The following is a 19,680-nucleotide window of genomic DNA, read 5'->3' as shown; positions in this document are numbered from 1 at the left end:
TCGGAAGATTCCGTGATGATATTCAGTCCCCACAGAGATTGCAAGCAGTCCCAGATGCGATTCCATTCACCGCGGCTGAGCAAAGTTTCGTCACCAATCTTGATCATGACACTCATATTATCGAGGTCAACCGACAGATAGTGCTGACATTTAGTCACTTTTCAAGTTCTAGCGTGATGCAGGATGCTCAGCACGGACGAAGCCTGCCGTGCATAACAATATCCTGGCCCGGTAATGGCCTAAATCCTTGAACTGTAAAGTGACTTTAGGGGTGCACTTAACTTGCAGTGACGACGTTGTACGGACCGTTTCCGCTGGCCGTGTGCCGGTGGTATGCGACCACTTTGAATTTTCTTCGTTTTCGGTGCGCCGCCAATCTATCTTGAGCTCGGAGCTTCACCGGACACTGATTCGAATGAAAGCTTCGAGATGGACTCAACCCGGGCGATTACGTCTGATGGAGTTCCGGAAAGATCAAGGGGGTATTCGTGCACAGAGACCTCAGAATTTCGAACACGACGCTGAGCGGGCATCCCCGAACCGGCATAGACAAGCCATGCGTCGGTTCTACCGATCGCCGTGGCGTAGGCCAGCATCTGATAGTGGTCCGCGTTCGGATATTGCCCGTTGGCCGATGCCGCCTTGTACTTGGCGTCAAATATCAAAGTTGGTTGCTTGTCGATGAAATGGACGATGTCCGGCTTTAGGATAATGCGCCGTTTACCGTCGGAACGGGACTCATCCATGTGCGTCTTGTACTGAGCAACCGTGTGCCCCGGGTATTTCCGCAATGCCTCGGTCAACGCCACCGTTACGAAGTCCTCGAAAACCTTCGCCATGTTCACAACGAACGAGGCCACGTGAAGCTTCCCAACAGCAGCCTCGGCCACCATATTCTGCAACACAACCTCGGCAATGCGTAATGCAGGAACGTAAGCAGCGTTCAATCGTGAGGGGGTCCATCGCGGGAGTCTGTCGCCCCGAACTAACTCAGATACGTCCGAGAGTTTCCTGTCAACGTGCAACAGCCTTCGGCGGACTTCCGCTTTTATTCTGGGAACGGCCAACATGCGGCGAACCGCAGCTCGCAGAATCCGATTCTCTGGAATGTCGATCGTGTATTCATCGTGGGTTACTTCGATCGGGAACATGAAACCGGGGCGGCGCGTTACCTGATCTGACAAGCGGATCCGGCCCCGAATGGTTCGCGAGGCTTCATCACGAGAAACGTAGCCCTGGAGAACTCCTCTAGCGGTCGCCCGCTCTCCAAGCCGCGCCAAGGTCTCGCCCAGCGCCGCCCACAGGTCGTCTGAGGCTTCCGCTTCGACGTTCTGCGGGCGGAATCCGGGGTCCTTCGCATAGCTGAGAAGGAACAGAATCTGGGAGATGCCTACTTTTTCCTTGGGCTTCACCTCGACGAGGAGATTATCGATCTGGACAGCCCCGACGAAACCGTTCGGCAAAAGCTTCCACTTACCGCGCCCAACGCCTCGGACGACGACGAGCTTGGTACTTTCGAGCGCCAAACGTATATCCTCATCAAGTACCAAGGGAACAGAATCAGAATCCAGCTCACCGAGAGTGATGTGTCGGGTCGAAGCCTTCAGCATTAGTCGGCGTCCACTTCATCCAGAAACTGCAGCTCGTCGAGGGAACGGTTCAGCCCGAGGAGCAGTGCATCTAGAGAGAAACGCTCGTGGACTTGTGCTCGGTCGAGTTCACCAAAGTGGTACTCCTCTAGCAAGGGCAGCAATTCATACTTCCACACGCGCCGCAAGCCTTCGGCGTCCAAGGCATCGTCTTTCATGAAGTACGACGGCCCAACGGCCAAATCACGTTTGTCTGAACCAAGTTCACCATTGAGAGCGTTAAGGAGATCAGCTGCGAGGGGCGATCGTTTCTTGAAAGTCAGGAAACTGCCGAGGACATCTTTGATAATCCCATCTTGGGGATGAAGCTCAATGAAGGCAAAACGACGGCGGATGGCCGCATCCACCATTGCGATAGAACGGTCCGCAGTATTCATCGTGCCGATAATGAACAGGTTTTGAGGCAGCGTGAAGTCCTCATCCGGGCTGTACTGAAGACGGATACTGTCCTTGCGGTACTCCAGCAGGAAATACAGCTCGCCGAACACCTTGGCCAAATTTCCACGGTTCATCTCATCGATAAGCAAGAAGAATGGCTTGTCTTCATTGCCTGGCTGGCTGGCCAGTTTGGCAATTCGACGCAGGGGACCAGGTTGTAGTTCAAACCCAACTTGCCCGTTAGTCGATGCACTTGGTCGGAAGCCTTCGAAAAAGTCCTCGTAGGAGTATGACGGATGAAACTGTACGATCTGGACGTGCTCAGCGTGCTCGGTTCCAGCCAAGTAGCGGGCCAGATGTTTTCCGATGAAAGTTTTGCCCGTCCCCGGAGGGCCGTACAGAACAATCTGCTGACGAGTACGGAGAAGATCAACTATTTCCTGCAGATCTTCTCGCTTGACATGCAGTTTAGCTGCCAATTCATCGCTGGCATTCTTCAATTGAGGAACAACGTCGATGCGTGGTTTAAGTGTTGCCCCTCCTGGAGCGCCCGGATCCTCTCCATTATTCGTGGTGGGACGTTTTCGCCACGACTCGATGGCAAGCACGGCCTCTGATACGTCAACGATTCCGCCAGGTTCACCGAGAAGGCGAGGCAGCGGATCCGGGAGATCGGCGTTGGGAACGGCATTTGGATGCCAATCAACGGTGCGGCACAGCTTGTTGCCGTGAAAATCTCCCACGTAGGCTTTGCTGTCGACCGTTCCGACAAGCAGCACTTCTTCCCAAGCGGCGATGACCAAATCACCCTCATTCATTTGGGTGGCGAAACGGTGCAGCTCCTTCGCCTTGTCCTTCTGGTCGGCAAAATTAATGTGGCCATATACGTCCTTGACTGAGGACAGCACGGACTCGAAGTCCTGTCCGATGATTTCCTCTCCCAGCGTCTGAGCCGGCAAGGTCACGATTCCTTCCGCTTGCCAAGTCTCAGCCATGGGATTACCCGCTTGAGCTTGTCGGACAAGCCACGCTTTTCGCTCTGTTCCTGTCGTCTTCTGCCACTGCGATTTGTAGGGTTCGGCATACCATTCAGCGTAAGTTTCCGATTCCCCATTTTGGATCTGGAGGATGTCATGCAAATCCTGCGCGATGTCGACCTCTGAGTTGCCACGGGCTCCTCCAAGAAGGTGCGCAAAAGTATCGCGAATCTTCTTGCGGTCTTCTTTGGAGACAACAGGCTGGAGGTAATTCGGCCATACTAGGTAATCAATGGTGTAGCGGATGGCGGGAACGTCGTCCGGTACGGCCGCTGTAAAGGCCATCCAGCCCCACGGGCTTGAGAGCGCAACGTCCAATTCCGTCTGTGAAACGCTTCGGAGGTGTTTCACAAACCGCAACAGCCACCCATGGTGCGCAGCAATATGCATGTTGAATCCCATGCCCCCATTGAAGGATCCGCGTGCTTTTAGTGCCTCTTCAAGTTCAGGTGGGAGATTTGATGGACCTTCCGGAGACCAACTTAACACCGTGTTGATCCGTTCGGACTTCGTCTCCGACCGGATGTTTGAAAGCGCAATGCACTGCAGATAAATCAATTCTGCGGCGAGAAGATAGACGTCGTTGGATGACTCTGTCAACTGGGGTTCAAGACGCTCTAGGAACTTTCCGCTTTCTATGTCCTGGCTCTTACGTGTCTCTAAGAGGCTGTTTGACGCGGATTGCGTCCATGTCTGCGTCTTGCCGTCGATGGGTGAGGGAGCGCCTAACAGACCTGGCTCTAAGATCTTCCAGGCGGCCTCTTCGGCAGTGGGCGACTTGCCCGAGCCTCTGACATAGGACGGAGATGAAGAAGTCTTATCTCCGCGCCAAGAACGGAAGGCATCGGCCTCGGCTCTGGGCCAGCTGGAATCGGGGTCCGTGTTAGACAACGTCCACATAAGCCCCTGAGCGTCGAGACGATCCCGTATGGGCAGTCCCGTTGACTGGGCATGTTCGACCAGCTCATCAATCGTTTCGAGGACCTGATCGTAACGGGCGGTAGGAGAAGCACTAGATTTGAGCGGCTCTCGTCCTACAAGTCGGATGAATTCGGCGGTCTGACGCGCGCGAAACGGAGGGTATTGGGTTGGTGATACCGCCATGAGTAGCAAGGCTCCGAAAGCAATGGCTCCGCCGGCCGCCAGTCGTTCTGGATTCAGAGCTCTGAGGTCTTGTTCCAGCTTGTCGAGCTTGTCCGGAGAAACGGGATCAACCCAGAATTCGAGAATTGCGGCACGCAATTCATCCGGTTTTTCAGCGAAAGCTTTGATGAGCGCCATCATGAAGTACTGATTGACTAGATTGGTTTTGGTGATTTCGCGACGCAGCGTTTCGAACCACTGCTGCTGGCCTTCCATCAGTTGTTGACGTGCAACCTTGGCACCTCGGGCAAATGCGATCTTGTAGTCGCGTTCCTCAGCATTCAGGTCTACTTGTTCGAGAAAGTTCTGCGAGAATTGAACGACAGAGTTCCAAACAGACATCAGATGAGCTCCTTTAAGCTATGGCGTTCTCCGTGGCCGGGCAGAGGCGAAATAGGCGATTCGTAGGATTTTCCACTATCGATCGCCCCCTGCATTGCATCGAACATCTCGAGCACGAGTCTTTTGGTCAAGTATTCCCCGTGCTTGGATTCATCATGTCGGCGGACGATAGGAAAAGTGTCCATGATGTAGCCCGCCGTTTCTTTGTCAATTCCGTAAATGATAAACATCAAGGCATCGATTTCGGCTCGGAGGAACTGACGGCGATCTGTCTTCCATATAAACGGCGGTCTGTCGTCGCCCATCTCGATTGCGAAGTCTCGCATATCGTTCGAAGTGAATGTAAGCTCAACAAATCGGGTTCTCAGCCATGAAGAAAGTACTTCTTGCCCCCAAGGCACTGATTGGTCGAACAAGTCTGGGTTTGGAACAGCAAATTGTCGCAAGAGATTATACGTGAGATTTACAGAAGGCACTTTCTGCCGTGCAACATAGTCCAGAACGAACGAGTTCAAGACTCCGAGTAGGAGTTCTTTTCTCTTAGCGAAAACGAGCGGGAATTTGTGATTCACTCCCACAATGGGCAATGCTGCTGAAATGGTCGTGCGTTCGTTGGTAGCACTGGTGATGTCTGAGAAACCGGCGAGCCACGTGGTCGGGAGAGTGGGAAGGTGACTTTCGCTAACCCAGTTTGATGGGATGGCACATCGGTTCGGATCTTTCTTTTCCTGTTCCGACAAATAGCTCGGCTGATTTTGACGTTGAAGTGCTGTCAAACTCTTAACGACGTCAGCTTTTCGATGATCGAACTGTCCCAGCATCTTGCCTTCATAGAGTGGAAGCATCTTTTCCGTCTCCCCGGTGCGGGTCCGCCGTACAAAGATGTTTCCTTGGAGCGCCCACCCATCTTGCTCAAGCTGCTCGCGGGTATGGAAAAGGTGTGAGTCGCTGGTCATATTGAAGAGGCCCTGCATAAACGAGACGCCCCAGGGATTGCCGTTATCTGGATCGTTTTCATCGACAAGTACAGGAATTCGCTTGTATATGCCGAGTGTAATTTCGGCATCGCGACGGGTGCGGAAGATAGGCAGCGTCCCTGTATTTGGGTTGAGCAGCTTGATTTCGGCTGGGGCCAAGTTAAACGAGGACAGGGCTATGAGCGCCGGATCATGGAGGAAGAAAGCGAACAGCGCCGCCTCAGAAATTTTCGAATGCCCACTCAAGGTCAGCAAACAGAACTTATAGCGGGAATCTACATCTTGAAAAAGTTTTGACCGGTTTTCAAAGTCGAAAAGAGCCGAGATCGTTTTAGTCTCAACAAGATCCTTGAAGAAGTACTGAGTAGTATGGTCGGTTGCGATTCCCGTAGGAACAATCACTCCGACGCGGCCCGTCGGAGCACAAAGACTACGGAAAAGCTCGGCGAAAACAGAATCTGTCTTGATCCGCCCGCGGCCAGTCAGAGGGTATCGCCCCGAGAGACTGTAGAAATGCCGTTGTCCATCGATGATTCGTTTGTCGCGTCCGAATTTCTCGGCAAGAAGAGGATCAGTTAGAGGTAGCTCCTTGATCAGTTTTTTGCGTTTTGCACCCGTTGAGTGAGCGATTTCTGGCGCATGCGATGCAAAGTACTCCTGTTCTTTAAGCTCGACATGCTCCCATGGTGGATTGCCCAGCATACAGCTGAAGCCACCAGGCCAGCCGTCGGATCCCTTTGCGTTGGAGACATCAGGATCACCGAAGATTTCTGGAAATTCCAGATGCCAGTGGAAGAAGCGGTACTCGTCGCGCAGACGTGCAACTTCGTCGATGGTTTCCATCAGAGATCCCGCTGTTTGCGCTGCGCCAATATTGCGGAATACCGAATTGGTTGGTGGTTTGGGATGCTGGCCATCTAATGGCCATACGAAGCTAGAGCACCACGTGTCGGCTTCAAGCCGGCGCAGACGAAGATCATCGGACTCGTCGAAGGTAGCAAATTCGCGTGCCAGACGACGTGCATCAGCCGCCGAAGTAACAGGCCGGTTCATGCGCTCTCGATCTGCGATTAGCTGTTCAAATGAGGTTTCTTGCCCACCTAGGTTGAAAGCGTCTTGCCCGAGATGCTGAATATATTGGCCACCCTTGGACTTCGCTTCTGCCTTATTGGCCTTTCGAACCTCGGACGCATAGGTCTTCACATCGCCATCTAGAGGCTTGAACGCGTCGTCAGGGATTCCGGCTGCCAAGAGTGCCGGCGTCGCCCCAATGAGACTGTTTCCAATCTTGATACGAGAATCCAAGAAGGTCAGTGGTTTGCCCGGTTCCATGGCTTCGAGCCAGAGAGAAACCTTCGCCAATTCTGCGGCAAGGTCGTTCATGTCAACGCCGTATATACAGCGGTCCACCACATCGTGCAGGGCGTGGCGAATTTCTATCGGCGTCGGCTCGTCCTCACCAGCGCGTACCTCCGCCAGTCTGCGTGCCATGCGACGGGCCGCGGCGACGAGGAAACCGCCTGATCCGGAGGCCGGGTCACAGACTGTCAGGGCTAGCAGGCGCCGTTCGGCGTCCTCGGGGTCAGAGGCTTCACGAACCGTTTCATCAAGTAGTGGATCAAGTGCAGTATTCAATAGCGCTGAAACTAAGCTGGGCGGGGTGTAGTAGGACCCGGTTACTTTGCGTTCATTCCCGGCGACGTTGTCTAGCTCAAACGTCTTTGATTCGAGGTCCAGACGCGGAACGAGTTCCAGCAAAGATTCGTAAACCGAACCAAGTTCCTCTGCACCCAGATGGCGGTAGTCCACGGGTTCGATACGACCCGCCGGGTTCTTCACCCATGCCAGAGACCTTACGGCCCGCAGCAAGTCGCGGTTTGCGAGCTCACATCCGAGTACCATGTCGGAGCACGGCTGTGTCGAGGGCACTGAAGCACGCGGATCCGGGTCGAAGAGTCCGCCCAAAGCAGGCAATCCCAGTGCTTCCAGACCGTCGCCGCCCAGCGCGCGCAGAACTAGCTTCTGCGTTTGCCATAGATCGGGGTGTGGACCACCGTCGTGTTTCCGGGAAAGATCACGCAAACGGCGCGTTGAGAAGAAGTCCGAGTACCTGCGCCGTGTCTGGGTTGAAGCCTCAGGAGTGTGCAAGGCATCGCGGTCCTCGACGACGAAACAGAATAGCAAACGGTAGGCCGTGCGCAGCAGGGCCTTATGGAAGTCGTGGCGGGACAGAGCATCTGTCCGAAGCGCATCAACCAGCCACGCATTGTCCGGGTGGCGCAGTAGCCCGGTGCCCAGCTGCTCTAGCGCATGCTGGACTCCGACGCCGAGGCGGTCAAGTGCGCGGCTGCCGGACTCCACGGCTTCCGAACGCCATGACTCAAGCCAGCAACTTTCCGGACCAGAATCTGTGTCGCGTGGGGCAAGGCGTGATTGGTGGCATAACTGCCACAGCAGTTGGAACTCGGGGTAGAGCTCCGAGGTAAAGATCGTTTCGAGGTCAAATTCAATGTACGCGGAACCTGCAAGGGCTGTTGAGTCGCGGAGAAGGCGTAGTTGCAGACCATTGCTCAGAACGCCCCACAGATAGTCTGAACTGTGGTTTAGAAGATCTTGCAGCATTTTCTGTGGAGCTTTGGCCGCGCCGTCCACGCCTGGGTTCCGCTTGTCCAGTTGGACGCGGGGGCCGAGCAAATGGATGGGCACACTGCCCCACAGATGGGATACGGGATACGTCGTTCGGTCTTCGATCTCGGATCCGGCAGTAGATACCTGGCCATATCCGAGTTCACGGAGCAAGATCAGTAGCCAGCGTTGCCTTGCGTCACCGGTGCCCGGTCCGGAAGCGCCCTTGCGGGTATCGATGTCCTGCCAGTCCTGCCACACACCCTTGAGGTAGGACCAAGAGCGTGACGCAGCATCGCCGATAGTTTCGCGTCCTGAGAGGAAATAGGATGCGGGGGCCAGCCCGGTTCGGTCTTGCAAATTGCCGGTCTGGATGCGACCGAGCATGGCGGGAGGCAACACGCCTCCGACAACTGTGATTGCCTGGAATGAGGTGCTCACTGCTGGCCTCCTGCGGGTGCGTAGATGTAGACGCCGAGGATGTCGGCGGGAAGATTTGGTTCAACTGCTAGACCTCGGATGCCGAGTCGGCCGGCAGACGAGTCACCGCGAGCAGCCAGGCGGACTTCGGTGTGGTCCCGCTGGATCTGTTCAGCGACGGCTGATGCCTTTTCAGTCAAATCCGATGCCAGTAATGGCACACCTCTGAGAATCGCGGCGGCCATGTTCCTGGTCGTTTGTTCACCGACATTGGCCGAAGGTTTGGAAGCGATAAGCCGATCAACCTCTTCATCTGTCAACCATTGGTGTTGTCCCGGCACGCCGCGGAAAGCGACAATTCGGGCTTCCTCAGCCAGATCCTGCTGGGCGTGGTTCTCCCGATTGATACGAGCCGGAAGCAAAAGTTTGGTACGGAACCGCACCAGTAGAGCTACCGTCACAGAATCGACTTCGGACGTAGCGACGTAGCCGCAGCGCGCGGCAGGTCGGTCTTTGCCCTTAAGTTCTTCGTCCAATGCGGTATTAAGTACGTACTGGGCGATCCTGGCAACGACCGGATCAGTTCTGGTCAGAACGTGGGCCCCAGGAGGAGCCGGATGGTCCAAGACAAACCGAGCATCGTTCTCTGAAACGAAAATATCCCGGATGCCCGGTGCCGCTGCGTTGATATTGGCTGTGAATCCGTCGCTGGCAACTTGGACATGCGCGCCGGTTTCTTCAAGGGCCTGACGGACAAAGCGCGACACATCTTCAGCTGTGCCGAGGCTATTGCGTGCGGCATCCAACGCTGCTTGTACGCGGTCCGGATGAACCGCGCCCTGGGCGAAACGGGTGCGACTGGACTTTTCCGATTCGGCGCTGGAACGCCATTCGTCATCCAACTTAACGGCTTCCGGGGTCAGACCGAGATCAAACTCAAGCTGGTCAGAATCCTGGCCACGCATCAATACGCCTTCGAGCAGAGCAGCCAAAACCTGGTCGCTCTGCGGAGGGACTGGAACGCTGATTCCGAGGTCCTTACGAATTCTCTCGTGTTTGCGGAGCAAGATATCCAGTACGATGCCGTCAATGCCGTTGTCCTCGCCGTACATCAGCAAGGCGCGAACTGTTTCGGCAGTCTGGCCGAAACGGTCCACGCGGCCCTCGCGTTGTTCGTGCCGGGTAGGGTTCCAGGCAAGGTCATAGTGGACTACAGCCTGGAAGTTGTCCTGCAGATTGACACCTTCGGACAGGCAGTCGGTAGCGACGAGTACCTTCTGCCCGCCGTCGGCTTGTTCCGCGAGTCCTTCTATGCGGGCTGCGCGTTCCTCGGCCGGCAGTTCGCCGGTGACAACCTCGATGGAAACCTTCTTGAGATTCTGGCGTAGGTAGTCAGCCACATATTGGGCAGTCGGGATATACCTGCAGAATACGATCGGATGGAAGCCGTCCTTCAACAGGGCCTTGACGTGCTTGGCGAGAGCCTGGACCTTCGCGTCGAGCGAAGGGTCTTCGTGGAGTTCCTTGGCCCGACGGGCGAGAGCCTGTAATTGACGGCCCGTCGATGGTGCACTTGCGTCCGCTTCAGTGGATCCGGCGGGAGCGATGTCGATGCCTTCGCCTCCATCATCCTCCATCTGGTCCATGACAGCGGCGATGCCGCGGCTGTCTGCCGTGGTCGGCGATTCACCTTCATTGTGTGCTGCACGTGTGGACAGAGTGGCTGACGCCGCGGCTGGCGAAGAGGCCATGGATCGAAGCAGAGACAGGGCGGACCACCAGCGGATGCGCTGCTCCAACTTAGTGCCGGACTTGTCCTGAACGCGGCCCCGAACGTAGGCGATCACGTCATCAAAAAACTCCCGGTGCTCTGAAGAGAGCTTGAACGGTTGCTCGCTGGTCTTTCGGTCCGAGGGGAATTTGGTGTCTTCTTCGAGGTACCGGCGGATGTCTGCTCGGCGGCGCTGGACCATGTGTTCGGCGAGCAAACGACGACCTGCTTCGTTTTCAAGGGGTACAGTCTTGAGCTCAGGATTTAGAAGTCCGATTAAGTTCCGGAAGGCTCCGTCATTGCCAGAATGCGGGGTGGCAGTGACGAGAATAAGGTGCCGTTCAGCATCGTCGGCAAGCGCACTCACCAGCTGAAAACGCTGTGTCCGTCCAGCGCCACCTCGTCCCGAGTCATCGGCAGCGACACCGTGCGCCTCATCGACGATCACCAGGTCTGGTGCATGCTGGAGAAAATTGTCCCGGCGCGAAGAATTCTTAATGAAGTCAGTCGAAACAATGGTTGCATCGAAATGCTCGAAGACCGACCGACCGTAGCCGGCTTCGGCCTCCAACCGACGGATGGTGCCCGGAAGCACCAGCGCGGCTTGGATGCCAAATTTTTCGTCGAGTTCGCGTCGCCATTGTTCGGCGAGGCTGGGAGGGCAGAGTACGGCAAGCTTTCGGGCGCTTCCCTGCGCGAGCAACTCGGCCGCGACCAGTCCTGCCTCTACCGTCTTACCGATACCAACGTCATCAGCGACAAGCAGACGGACAACATCTTGGCGCAAGGCCAAGAGAAGTGGCACCAGCTGATATGGGCGCGGGGTGACGTTCAATCCAGCGAGGGAACGGAAGGGGCCGCCACTGGAACGGAAACCGATACGAAGGGCATCTCGCAATAAGCGTGAGCTCCGGTCATCACCGAGATCGTCGGGTGAAGGCAGACCGAATGTTGCTGCTTCAATCTCTTCGATATCGCGTAAAACACCGGCGATTTCTTCGTCGGTACCGCCGAGCGGACGCAGGACCAGCATGGCATCGTTTGATTCGGGGAGCACCACCCACTCACGACCGCGGGCACGTACGAGTGATCCGACGGCGAAGGTCTCTTTGGTGGTTGAAGTCATTTCTTTTCTCCGAATGTTTCGCTGTTCTGTTGCACGAAGTCCTCGATGCTCTGTCCATCATCCAGTAACAGGACTTGCCAGTTCTGGAAGGCCAAGTCCATCGCGCTTAAGATCCCTTGTCCATCATCGTCGACAATGATGGCAGTTGGTTGGAAGCCGTGCTGCTCAATGGTGCCGTGTAGTAGGTGACCTGCAACCTCGATATTGATCCGGTCAAGTCCGCGCAGTCCATGGGTCTTTAAGAAGTTACCGAGCTCTGTAATCCTGCGGTGGGCGTCGACCGCGGCCCCGTCGATCTCGTCACCTATACCTCCCATGGCCGCAGAAGAATCTGGTTTCTTCTCTGGCTTATCCTGAGGTGTCGGTGGCGTGGTTACAGAACGGCATAGTCCCCATAACAGCTCACGGACTGTTCGCCTGTCGATCTTCTCGTGGACGCGTTGGTTTCCATAAGAAAGCAGGCAACGATAACAGCCACGGATACAGGCATCGTCGAGGTCCTGACCGGTGGCAGGATCGATGTGCAGAATATCCAGGGCTTTGGCAGCCACTTTCGCCAAGGCATCCGGCTCTGATTGAAGCCGGCGTAGGACTCCCGCTCCACCTTCGGCAGCTTCGACGAGCAAGATGCGTCCACGTTCATCTGCATCCGGCAACAATTCAGATGTCAGTTCTGAATCTTCAAGCTGGAAAACGGCCTCGATGCCGCGCTCGACGGCATACTGAGCAGTTGTCGACTGAGTCTCGTCTAGGTGATCAGCCCAACGGAGAATAGCAATGTTCCGATGATCCTCAACGTAGGGGATCACAATGTCTTTGCGCTTAGATTGGTCTAACGGAACTGCTTCTGGATCTACTTCTTCATCATCAGCCGCATTTGCCTTGGCTTCGCTTAACCATTGACCACTGACGAGATCCAACCAGAAGCCGTGCTCGCTTTTATTCTTGCGATTGGCGCGACCGACGTTGGTTACTCTCACGGTAGCTCCGTCGCCGTACACCACGTCGGCAACAACTGTGCCGTCTACTGAGACGGCTGCCTCCGCATTACGTGGCTGGCTGGTGGAACCGGCGAAACGATAGTTCGTCATGAGCTCGAATCCCTGCCGGTTGCGCTCCTCTTCATCGGCGCTGATGCGTTCGCGTCGAACGGTGATTACGGATTGGAGCTGCATCAAGTTCTTCCAACTCCCGCCGAGGTCCGCTCCGCAGTGTTCGCACACCTCCAACCCGACGTTCCGCTCATGCAGATAGCCACAGGCATCGCAGATTCGTGCCTCGGACATCGCGACATCACCGGCCTCGTCGCCTCCACGAGGGAGACTGACCTTGGTCACTTGGTAGCGCGATCCTTCGTGGTAGATAAACGACTGCGGACCAAACTCACTAATGGCTAAGAAGCGGGAACGCTGCAGCCAGGTACTGCTTTCGTCGCGGCGCGATGACTGGCCCGGAATGAACGCAGCGAGCGGCAAGCGGGGGAATGAATATCCTGGGAGGAAGCCCTCAGAAGCTAAGTACCGGTATGTATAGAAGTCCGATTGGCCGTATCCGTTGGTGTCATTGAGTAGGATTTGGATGCGCTGGTAGGCCTCGTTTGACCGTCGGTTAGCGGCATCACGGTCCTTCTTGGTCGCAGAAGCGTCGTTGGCTGCACGGAATGCTTGCTCGCGCTCCACCGTGGCGTTACGGTATAGATCGCGCCAGCGTGCGCATGCACGATCAAAGTTCGTAAAGGCATGATAGATGACACGGTCAACCCAGCTTTCGTCCCACCAGATTGTGGTCTTGAGTTCATCGGAGATCGCTGCAACCAGACTGGTCGCGCGGATCTTCGCGGCTTGGGCGGCAGATCCGTCACGAAGAACATCAGCCATCGCTTGCTTGACAGGATAGCCCGCAACTCCAAGATCGAGTACGTTAGACATTTTGGAACCTAGGCCAGCGCCAGAGAGCGAAAGTGCCTCCGCGAGCCAAACAGCGTGCACATGGGACTTAACCAAGTCTTCGTTTGCGAAGTCCAGCCGTGGAGGCTGAACTTGTCCTGACACCATTAGATTCGACCGATCAAAGTAGTACGAATCGTGGGCATTTCCGGATGCGCAGTAAGTTACCACCAGGGCAGGTTGTCCAGAGCGCCCAGCACGGCCACTGCGCTGAGCGTAGTTGGCGGGGGTTGGCGGAACATTGCGCATCGCGACGGCGTTCAGTGACTTAATATCGACGCCGAGCTCCATAGTCGGCGAACAGAAAAGGAGGGGGAGGTCCGCAGTTCCAAATTCCTTCTCCCGAGCTTCACGTACCGGACCGGGAACCTGGGCGGTATGTTCGGCTGCGTGCAGCCCAGCGAGTCCGGCCGCTTGTTCCCCGTAGAGGTCGCGGAAGAACTTGACGACGCGTGGTTTGCGGTCGGCATGGTAGCTACGTCGAATGGGATCGGCTGCACCAGCAGTTCCATCGCCAGCGCGCAGAACCATTGCTGAAAGCTTTAGCTGGTACCCCTGCTGTTTCTTACCAGGGATGTAGCTGATGAGTCCGTGCTTCGCGAGGAGATGAACGAGGTCTTCAATTACTTCGTTGGCCTCGCTTGGAGTCAAAGGGATTCCAAATCGTTCGGGGCGGCGAAGCCACCGACCAAATCCGCTCTTGCCGGTAATCATGAGAAGATTCCGGCCCTTCTGCCCTTCGCGTACCGATTCGGGCACCGCCAGACCCGTCTCCGGCGCACGCTCTCGATCGTTAACTGACCAGACACCTTTCAAATGCTCGGTACTTTGTGACCGCAACTTATCGAGCCACTCCTGCGTGAACTCCTCGGCCTCGACAGCGAGGACACGTCTAAACTCGTCAAGCAGTACGCGGATAATCTCTTCGCGCTGTGCTGGTTCTGCATCGCGAAGCAGGTAGTGGGAATCCGCCCAACGGTGTTCTTGTTCCGCGAGTAGTTTGGCATGAGGGTAGTCGACCACCATCAACCCGGTTTGTTCCAAGTTGGGCAGGGTAATCCGCCAGCCCCTCTGGAGATCTCGCAATGCACGATAGGTGAGCACCTGGTGCAGGGCGCGCTTGGAAGGTCGGGGATCCAACGGATCCTCTACCTTGCTGTATTCACTTAACGAAAGATTCAAACAAGTTAATAGCGCATCTCCGAGCTCGGTGGCGGGGAGTCCTTCATCAGGTGCCTGTTGAAGCGCTTGTACTAACGATGCCCTGAGCTGGGCAACCTGGACGAAGTCATTGAGGTGGCCGGATTGGAGTGCGGCATCCTGCCGGTTGTCCACGAAGGTCAACAATTTCTTGGCATCAGGATCCAGATCTTTGCCGGCGTCCGACTTGAGCAACTGGACTAGTCGCGTGGCGATCACGGTGATCGCACTGGAACGGCCCTCCTGATCCAGCGTCACGAGCTTGCTGTACTCGCCGCTGCGGATTGCCTCGTATGTTACGCGGCAGCCAAGGCAGAATCCGAGTGAACCCGGGATCCAAGCAGCTAGTTGTCCACTATCTGATGGCTGTGATTCTTCAGCGAAGGCAGTGCCGTCGGGATGAATTATGTACCGTTCGGGAACTCTATTCCTCTTCGTCTCGGCTACACGAGGGCCACTTGGAGATTCCGTCCTCCACGAACTGGGGAGACGATCCTCCGCCAGGGGGTCCCTCGGCCACTCGGCATCGGACGAGATGAACAGGTAGCCATCTTGCCCGTCTGGATTGTCCTTTTGGATACGCAGCTCATGTCTGGCAAGGAAGGTGGTACCCGATGCCGCTTCCGATTTCGTCGCCATGAGGTATTCTTGCCCGCATTCGCGACAGAACGCGAGGGGATAAAGCCGACGTTCGTTATCGAGCGTTACCTGGAAGTTTGTTTCGATAGCGCGTGATTTCTCAGCCTCGGCGGAGACGAAAACGGAACCGCCCTTGGAAACGAACTGGTGGAGCCGGAAAGCGAATAATGGTCGGTTTGTCTCTGGATGCCTCGATTGCGAGCCAGCGAGCAGTGTTGCGCGGATCGCACGTGAGCAGTCTGAAGAGTCCTGGTTAATCTGACTTGCAAGCTTCTCAGCAGCTTTGTCTACGGTCTGGGGCACAGCGCGGATGAGTCTGTCGGTTTCGTCTTCAACATGGAGGCCGAACTCATCCTCGATCCATGAAGCTAGGGGATCGTTTTGCAATCCCGAATAGTTTGCCGCGAGCGATACGATAGAGAATTCCGTATCTGACCGTTCACTCACCGCGGAGGCCAGAGCCGAGTCTATCGGGGCGCGGTCATTGGTGACACGCATCAGCGACTCCATGATTACGTTTTCACCCGGTACGGAAGTACCAAAAATGCGTGAGGCGACTCGACCGACGTCGTTCCTTTGGTCTTCGGATGTTCCTTCTGAAGACATTGTTGCGGATGTGCCAATGCACTGAAGCGTGTCTTGGGCGTCGCAGGCATCACGAAGCCGTCGAACCAGCATAGCGACGTCTGCGCCTTGTCGTCCGCGGTACGTGTGCAACTCGTCGAGGACAAGGAAACGAAGGCCTTTGGCTGCACTAATTAGGGAACTACGTTCATCCGGACGAGTCAGGACGTATTCAAGCATGACGTAGTTGGTCAATAAGATATCCGGAGGATTTTTGAGGATCTCCTGCCGAGTTTCTGCATCTTCCTGTCCCGTGTACCTCTGGAAGGTCACCGGGGGACGGCCGTCATAGCCATTAAGGAGGAATTTCTCGAGTTCTTCACGTTGGCTGTTTGCCAACGCATTCATCGGGTAAACGATGATCGCCTGTACACCTTTACCGCTGCCGTGGCGGAGTACATGATCAACGATAGGAAGAATGTATGCGAGTGACTTGCCTGAACCTGTGCCAGTGGTGAGGACATAAGACTGACGCGAACTGGCAATATTTACTGCGTCCGCCTGGTGCTGGTGCAGGGTAAGCTCGCGAGCCCCCTGATCATCAGGGGAGTTCTTTACCCGGAAGACACGGCGGCACTCCTCGTGGAGCAACCCTCGGCTGACGAGTTCGCTGATGGAACCGCCTGATTTAAACGAGGGATTGAGCGAGAGCCATGGGTCTGGCCACTGGCGGCCTTTGCTGCTTTGCTCCCCGACAACCTTTGCGATATTCGGATCTTGGATGTCAACGAAACCCTCGCTGAACGATCGGTAACCGTCGATCATTTTATTGCGGATGCCGAACGCGTCCATGGATCCCCCAAATCACGACATATGCGGTGATATATTCCGCATTCATTCCACTACATTAGTACAAAGTCCGCTGTGACCACCGGCGGATTACCGCAAGCTAATGCGATCATCTTAACGTCTATGGATGACCGACTGCTGAAATACACGAAAAAAGTGTTAGCGTGCGCAAGGAGTGACTTGCAGGGCCAGATGAGGCTGGTTTGGAACCTGAATGTCACGCGTGGAACAACGCCCGGGCACTGCCGGCGAGAAGTGAGCATTGTAGCTGCTGGCCGCGCTGAATCGTTTCGAGTAAACACACCATCTCCGAAGGCCCGTACCAGTTTGATTTGTTGGTGGCTGCTGGATCTGACAGCGAATCGTTCGGTAGTAATCCAAGTCTTCAGATCGCTTGTCCACGAAGCGAAGAGAATCGTTATGTACTTCCGGGCAGTGCTGAATACGGTTAGTAGATACCAGCAGCTCGTACAGTTGGAAAACTAATGAACCGAACCTGCTTATTGTCGCCATCTTACTGAACATCAATGCCTGAACGACCTATGACAACCAGTCAGGGAAACAGTCAATTCGAAACCTATAAAGCTTGATCGTTCATGGTTCAGATGTAGGCAAGTCGACGTCGAAATTAGATATCTCAAGAGGTCAAATGGGACTTTATCAAGATCTCAATTCAACTTTTTCGATTTCAGCGATCGTTAACTTGATGGACTCAATCATTGAATCAATCGCGTTGACGCACTCGTTCTTACTTCCACAACTACCATCTGTGAAAGTTTGTCCAACGCTTTCGACTTCCTCACCTAACGTGACAATGTTCGCTAAGTATTCCTTGATAGATGAAGGAGGTTCACCGATGTAGTCCGGGTGACTTGATTTCGTGAGTCCCTTAGTTGCGTGCGCAGTAATTGATCCTTGAGTCTTGAGGCTAAGAACGTGAAGGTGACAGACAATATCTTCTCGATACATGATTGAAATACCAGAGCATTCATTATCCTCCCACTCGGTCAATTGATCCTCTAGATCGTTCTTGACGCCTTGGAGCGCAATAGCAAAATCTTCGATTTGTTCTTCTTCTAAATCACTGCTCGGTGTCGTGGATATCGATGTTGAGGCAGTCGGTGCGGTGGGAGAAGTAAGAATTGGTGAGGTGTCCGTGCTTGCAGCGCATCCCGTAAGGAAAAAGGCCCCAAAAAGTAAAAGTAACGTCCGGCGCATTTCCATCCCCCAATGAAGTACAGCCACTCATCTTGTTGACTGATTTCATGAGAGTAAGGCCACGAATCGAGGTTGGCAACGTAGTAGTTCAGGGGATTAGTACGCAGGGCCTACTTTCGGTGAGCAAACCTAAAAGCGTCCATGTGACCAACTAGGCTTGGGGTATGGGGATTCTTGATAACGACACCAATTCAAAAGTACTTCAAAGAAGCCGGGCTCGGGATTTCATTGATGCAGGCTCCGGGTTACTTTCGACGAGAAATGCAGCCGATGCGATGACGCGTTCAGTGGTCGATTCTATGACTTCAACGATGTCGTCGATCACGAATGGTTCTGCTTCTCGGCTGATGAACCACGCGCGCGCTGCATCACGGCTAGACACCGTTGGTATCGTAGGCCTGATTGACGCTGCCAATCCCTTGAAGGACCAGCTCAACAACATGAAGTCACTTGTCGCCGATTCATTAAAGGTCGTCCACTGGTCGCCCTACGAGAATGTCCTAAACACGAGGCCCTCGTCGTTGCAAGTGCTTGGCCAAGGTCTGGGAATGGTTGCAGCTGAGGAAATCCTAAGCGAAACAATGAGCAGCCAGTCAATAATTGCTACTCCGAAGCTAAGAACCATCGGCACTGGCCTAAGCTCCTGGCAGTCAGTGCGATTATCCAGTGTTGTAGATGAAATCTCTGCCTTCGCCTCCCAAACTAACGCTGATCCGCTGGGACTCGGCAAATTGGTGAATGTTGAAACGAATGGTGCTAGCAGCGCGGTTCTCGCCGGACAGAGAGATGTCCTCAAAGACATCATCGAAAACGCTGAAGAGTTTGATCGGCAATGCCGTGGAACGGAAATTGAGGCGACGGCAAATGATTTTCTGGACAGTCACGCACATGTCGCTGTTCAGCTCGCCAATTCCTCATACCTAGTAACGCTCACCTTCAAACAAAGGCGACAAATTGCCCGATACCTCGCAGTCGTTGTGTACCTCTCGTTTGTGAGCATTGCCGTATATGGAGTGGTCGCATCTCCAATCCTTCTGCAGGTCCTTGCTCTTTTCGGAGTCACGCTTGGACACAAGACGGCGGCTACTACAACCTACAAGTACTCGATGAAAGTTCTGGACAGCTACTTGGCAGACCCCGAGGAGGGCTGAACCAGCGTCGTTGGCTACTGCCCAGGGACTTACGTATATAGTCACCAAGTCAGTCGCAGGCTGCTGCGGTCCGTCGCAAGTAGGTTGGTAGCATCTCGCATCCTTGATTATGCAACCTGATTTTAGGCGGAGGATGTTCTTCCTGCGCGCCGTAAGAACGGATCCAAATCAACTTGCTGTTCATCTCTCTTCAGCGCAAAGAATCCGTAACATCAGCGAACAGTACGACGGTCGAAATGGTGTTGAAGGTCTTCCGGGAATCCGTGCGGTCATGAACTGCATCTTAGGGGAGTGGATGGGAAGTCGTTGCCAATCTGTGCCGCTACCAGGAAGACAACCATGTACGGGGTTGCCGACAGCGCTGGGTTGAATTGAAGGGTGAAGTAACAGAACACCGAAAGGACGAACAGCCGCGTTTAACTGGCGCGAAGCATGGTGACTGCCGTGACTCAGATTGGATGATCTGCCGACATGCAGTCGAGGACACCGATGAGCATGGCTGGACTCGGAAAATCAGCCCTTGGGAACAGCATCTTCACGCGTGTCGGCCCTAGCTGGAGACTCTGTTTTCCGGACGCATCAGCGGAAAGCAATTGCGCAGCCGATCGCTGAGAAAGAACGATTCCAAACCACGAAACGAATCGC

7 protein-coding genes are annotated in these 19,680 nt (G+C 54.9%); 1 reads left to right on the top strand and 6 read right to left on the bottom strand.

Annotation, left to right across the window (positions count from 1 at the left end):
- Positions 1-377: 377 nt before the first annotated feature.
- The 6 genes from EYR88_RS05835 to EYR88_RS05810 form a co-directional block, all read right to left on the bottom strand.
- Entirely contained in the window at positions 378-1,610 is a 1,233-nt protein-coding gene (locus EYR88_RS05835) for a restriction endonuclease (protein WP_131088745.1), read from the bottom strand.
- Positions 1,610-4,549: an AAA family ATPase gene (locus tag EYR88_RS05830; protein ID WP_131088744.1), complete on the bottom strand. Its 2,940-nt coding sequence runs from the start codon at positions 4,547-4,549 to the stop codon at positions 1,610-1,612. The genes EYR88_RS05835 and EYR88_RS05830 overlap by 1 nt, the downstream gene beginning before the upstream one ends.
- Entirely contained in the window at positions 4,549-8,178 is a 3,630-nt protein-coding gene (locus EYR88_RS05825; protein WP_207306466.1) for an N-6 DNA methylase, read from the bottom strand. Before EYR88_RS05825 ends, EYR88_RS05830 begins: the two co-directional genes overlap by 1 nt.
- 410 nt (positions 8,179-8,588) lie before the next feature.
- Positions 8,589-11,468, bottom strand: coding sequence for a helicase-related protein (locus tag EYR88_RS05820; RefSeq protein ID WP_131088743.1), 2,880 nt, complete (start codon positions 11,466-11,468; stop codon positions 8,589-8,591).
- Entirely contained in the window at positions 11,465-16,669 is a 5,205-nt protein-coding gene (locus tag EYR88_RS05815; protein ID WP_131088742.1) for a DEAD/DEAH box helicase, read from the bottom strand. Before EYR88_RS05815 ends, EYR88_RS05820 begins: the two co-directional genes overlap by 4 nt.
- A gap of 657 nt (positions 16,670-17,326) precedes the next feature.
- The gene (locus EYR88_RS05810) at positions 17,327-17,911 is read right to left on the bottom strand and encodes a hypothetical protein (RefSeq protein ID WP_131088741.1); all 585 of its coding nucleotides are present in this window, start codon (positions 17,909-17,911) and stop codon (positions 17,327-17,329) included.
- 284 nt (positions 17,912-18,195) lie between these two features.
- On the opposite strand from EYR88_RS05810, the gene EYR88_RS05805 reads away from it, so the two are divergent.
- Complete coding sequence (locus tag EYR88_RS05805; RefSeq protein ID WP_131088740.1) at positions 18,196-19,035, top strand: hypothetical protein; 840 nt, start codon at positions 18,196-18,198, stop codon at positions 19,033-19,035.
- Positions 19,036-19,680: the final 645 nt, after the last annotated feature.

Source organism: Arthrobacter sp. S41 (genome assembly GCF_004320535.1).
Lineage (GTDB): Bacteria > Actinomycetota > Actinomycetes > Actinomycetales > Micrococcaceae > Glutamicibacter.
Note: the sequence above shows the minus strand (reverse complement) of the source record. Positions and strands in the feature narration are given on the sequence as shown.

Coding starts and splice junctions, on each gene's coding strand:
- EYR88_RS05835 (WP_131088745.1), bottom strand. CDS start 1,610: ATGCTGAAGGCTTCGACCCGACACATCACTCTCGGTGAGCTGGATTCT.
- EYR88_RS05805 (WP_131088740.1), top strand. CDS start 18,196: ATGTCGTCGATCACGAATGGTTCTGCTTCTCGGCTGATGAACCACGCG.
- EYR88_RS05820 (WP_131088743.1), bottom strand. CDS start 11,468: ATGACTTCAACCACCAAAGAGACCTTCGCCGTCGGATCACTCGTACGT.
- EYR88_RS05815 (WP_131088742.1), bottom strand. CDS start 16,669: ATGGACGCGTTCGGCATCCGCAATAAAATGATCGACGGTTACCGATCG.
- EYR88_RS05830 (WP_131088744.1), bottom strand. CDS start 4,549: ATGTCTGTTTGGAACTCTGTCGTTCAATTCTCGCAGAACTTTCTCGAA.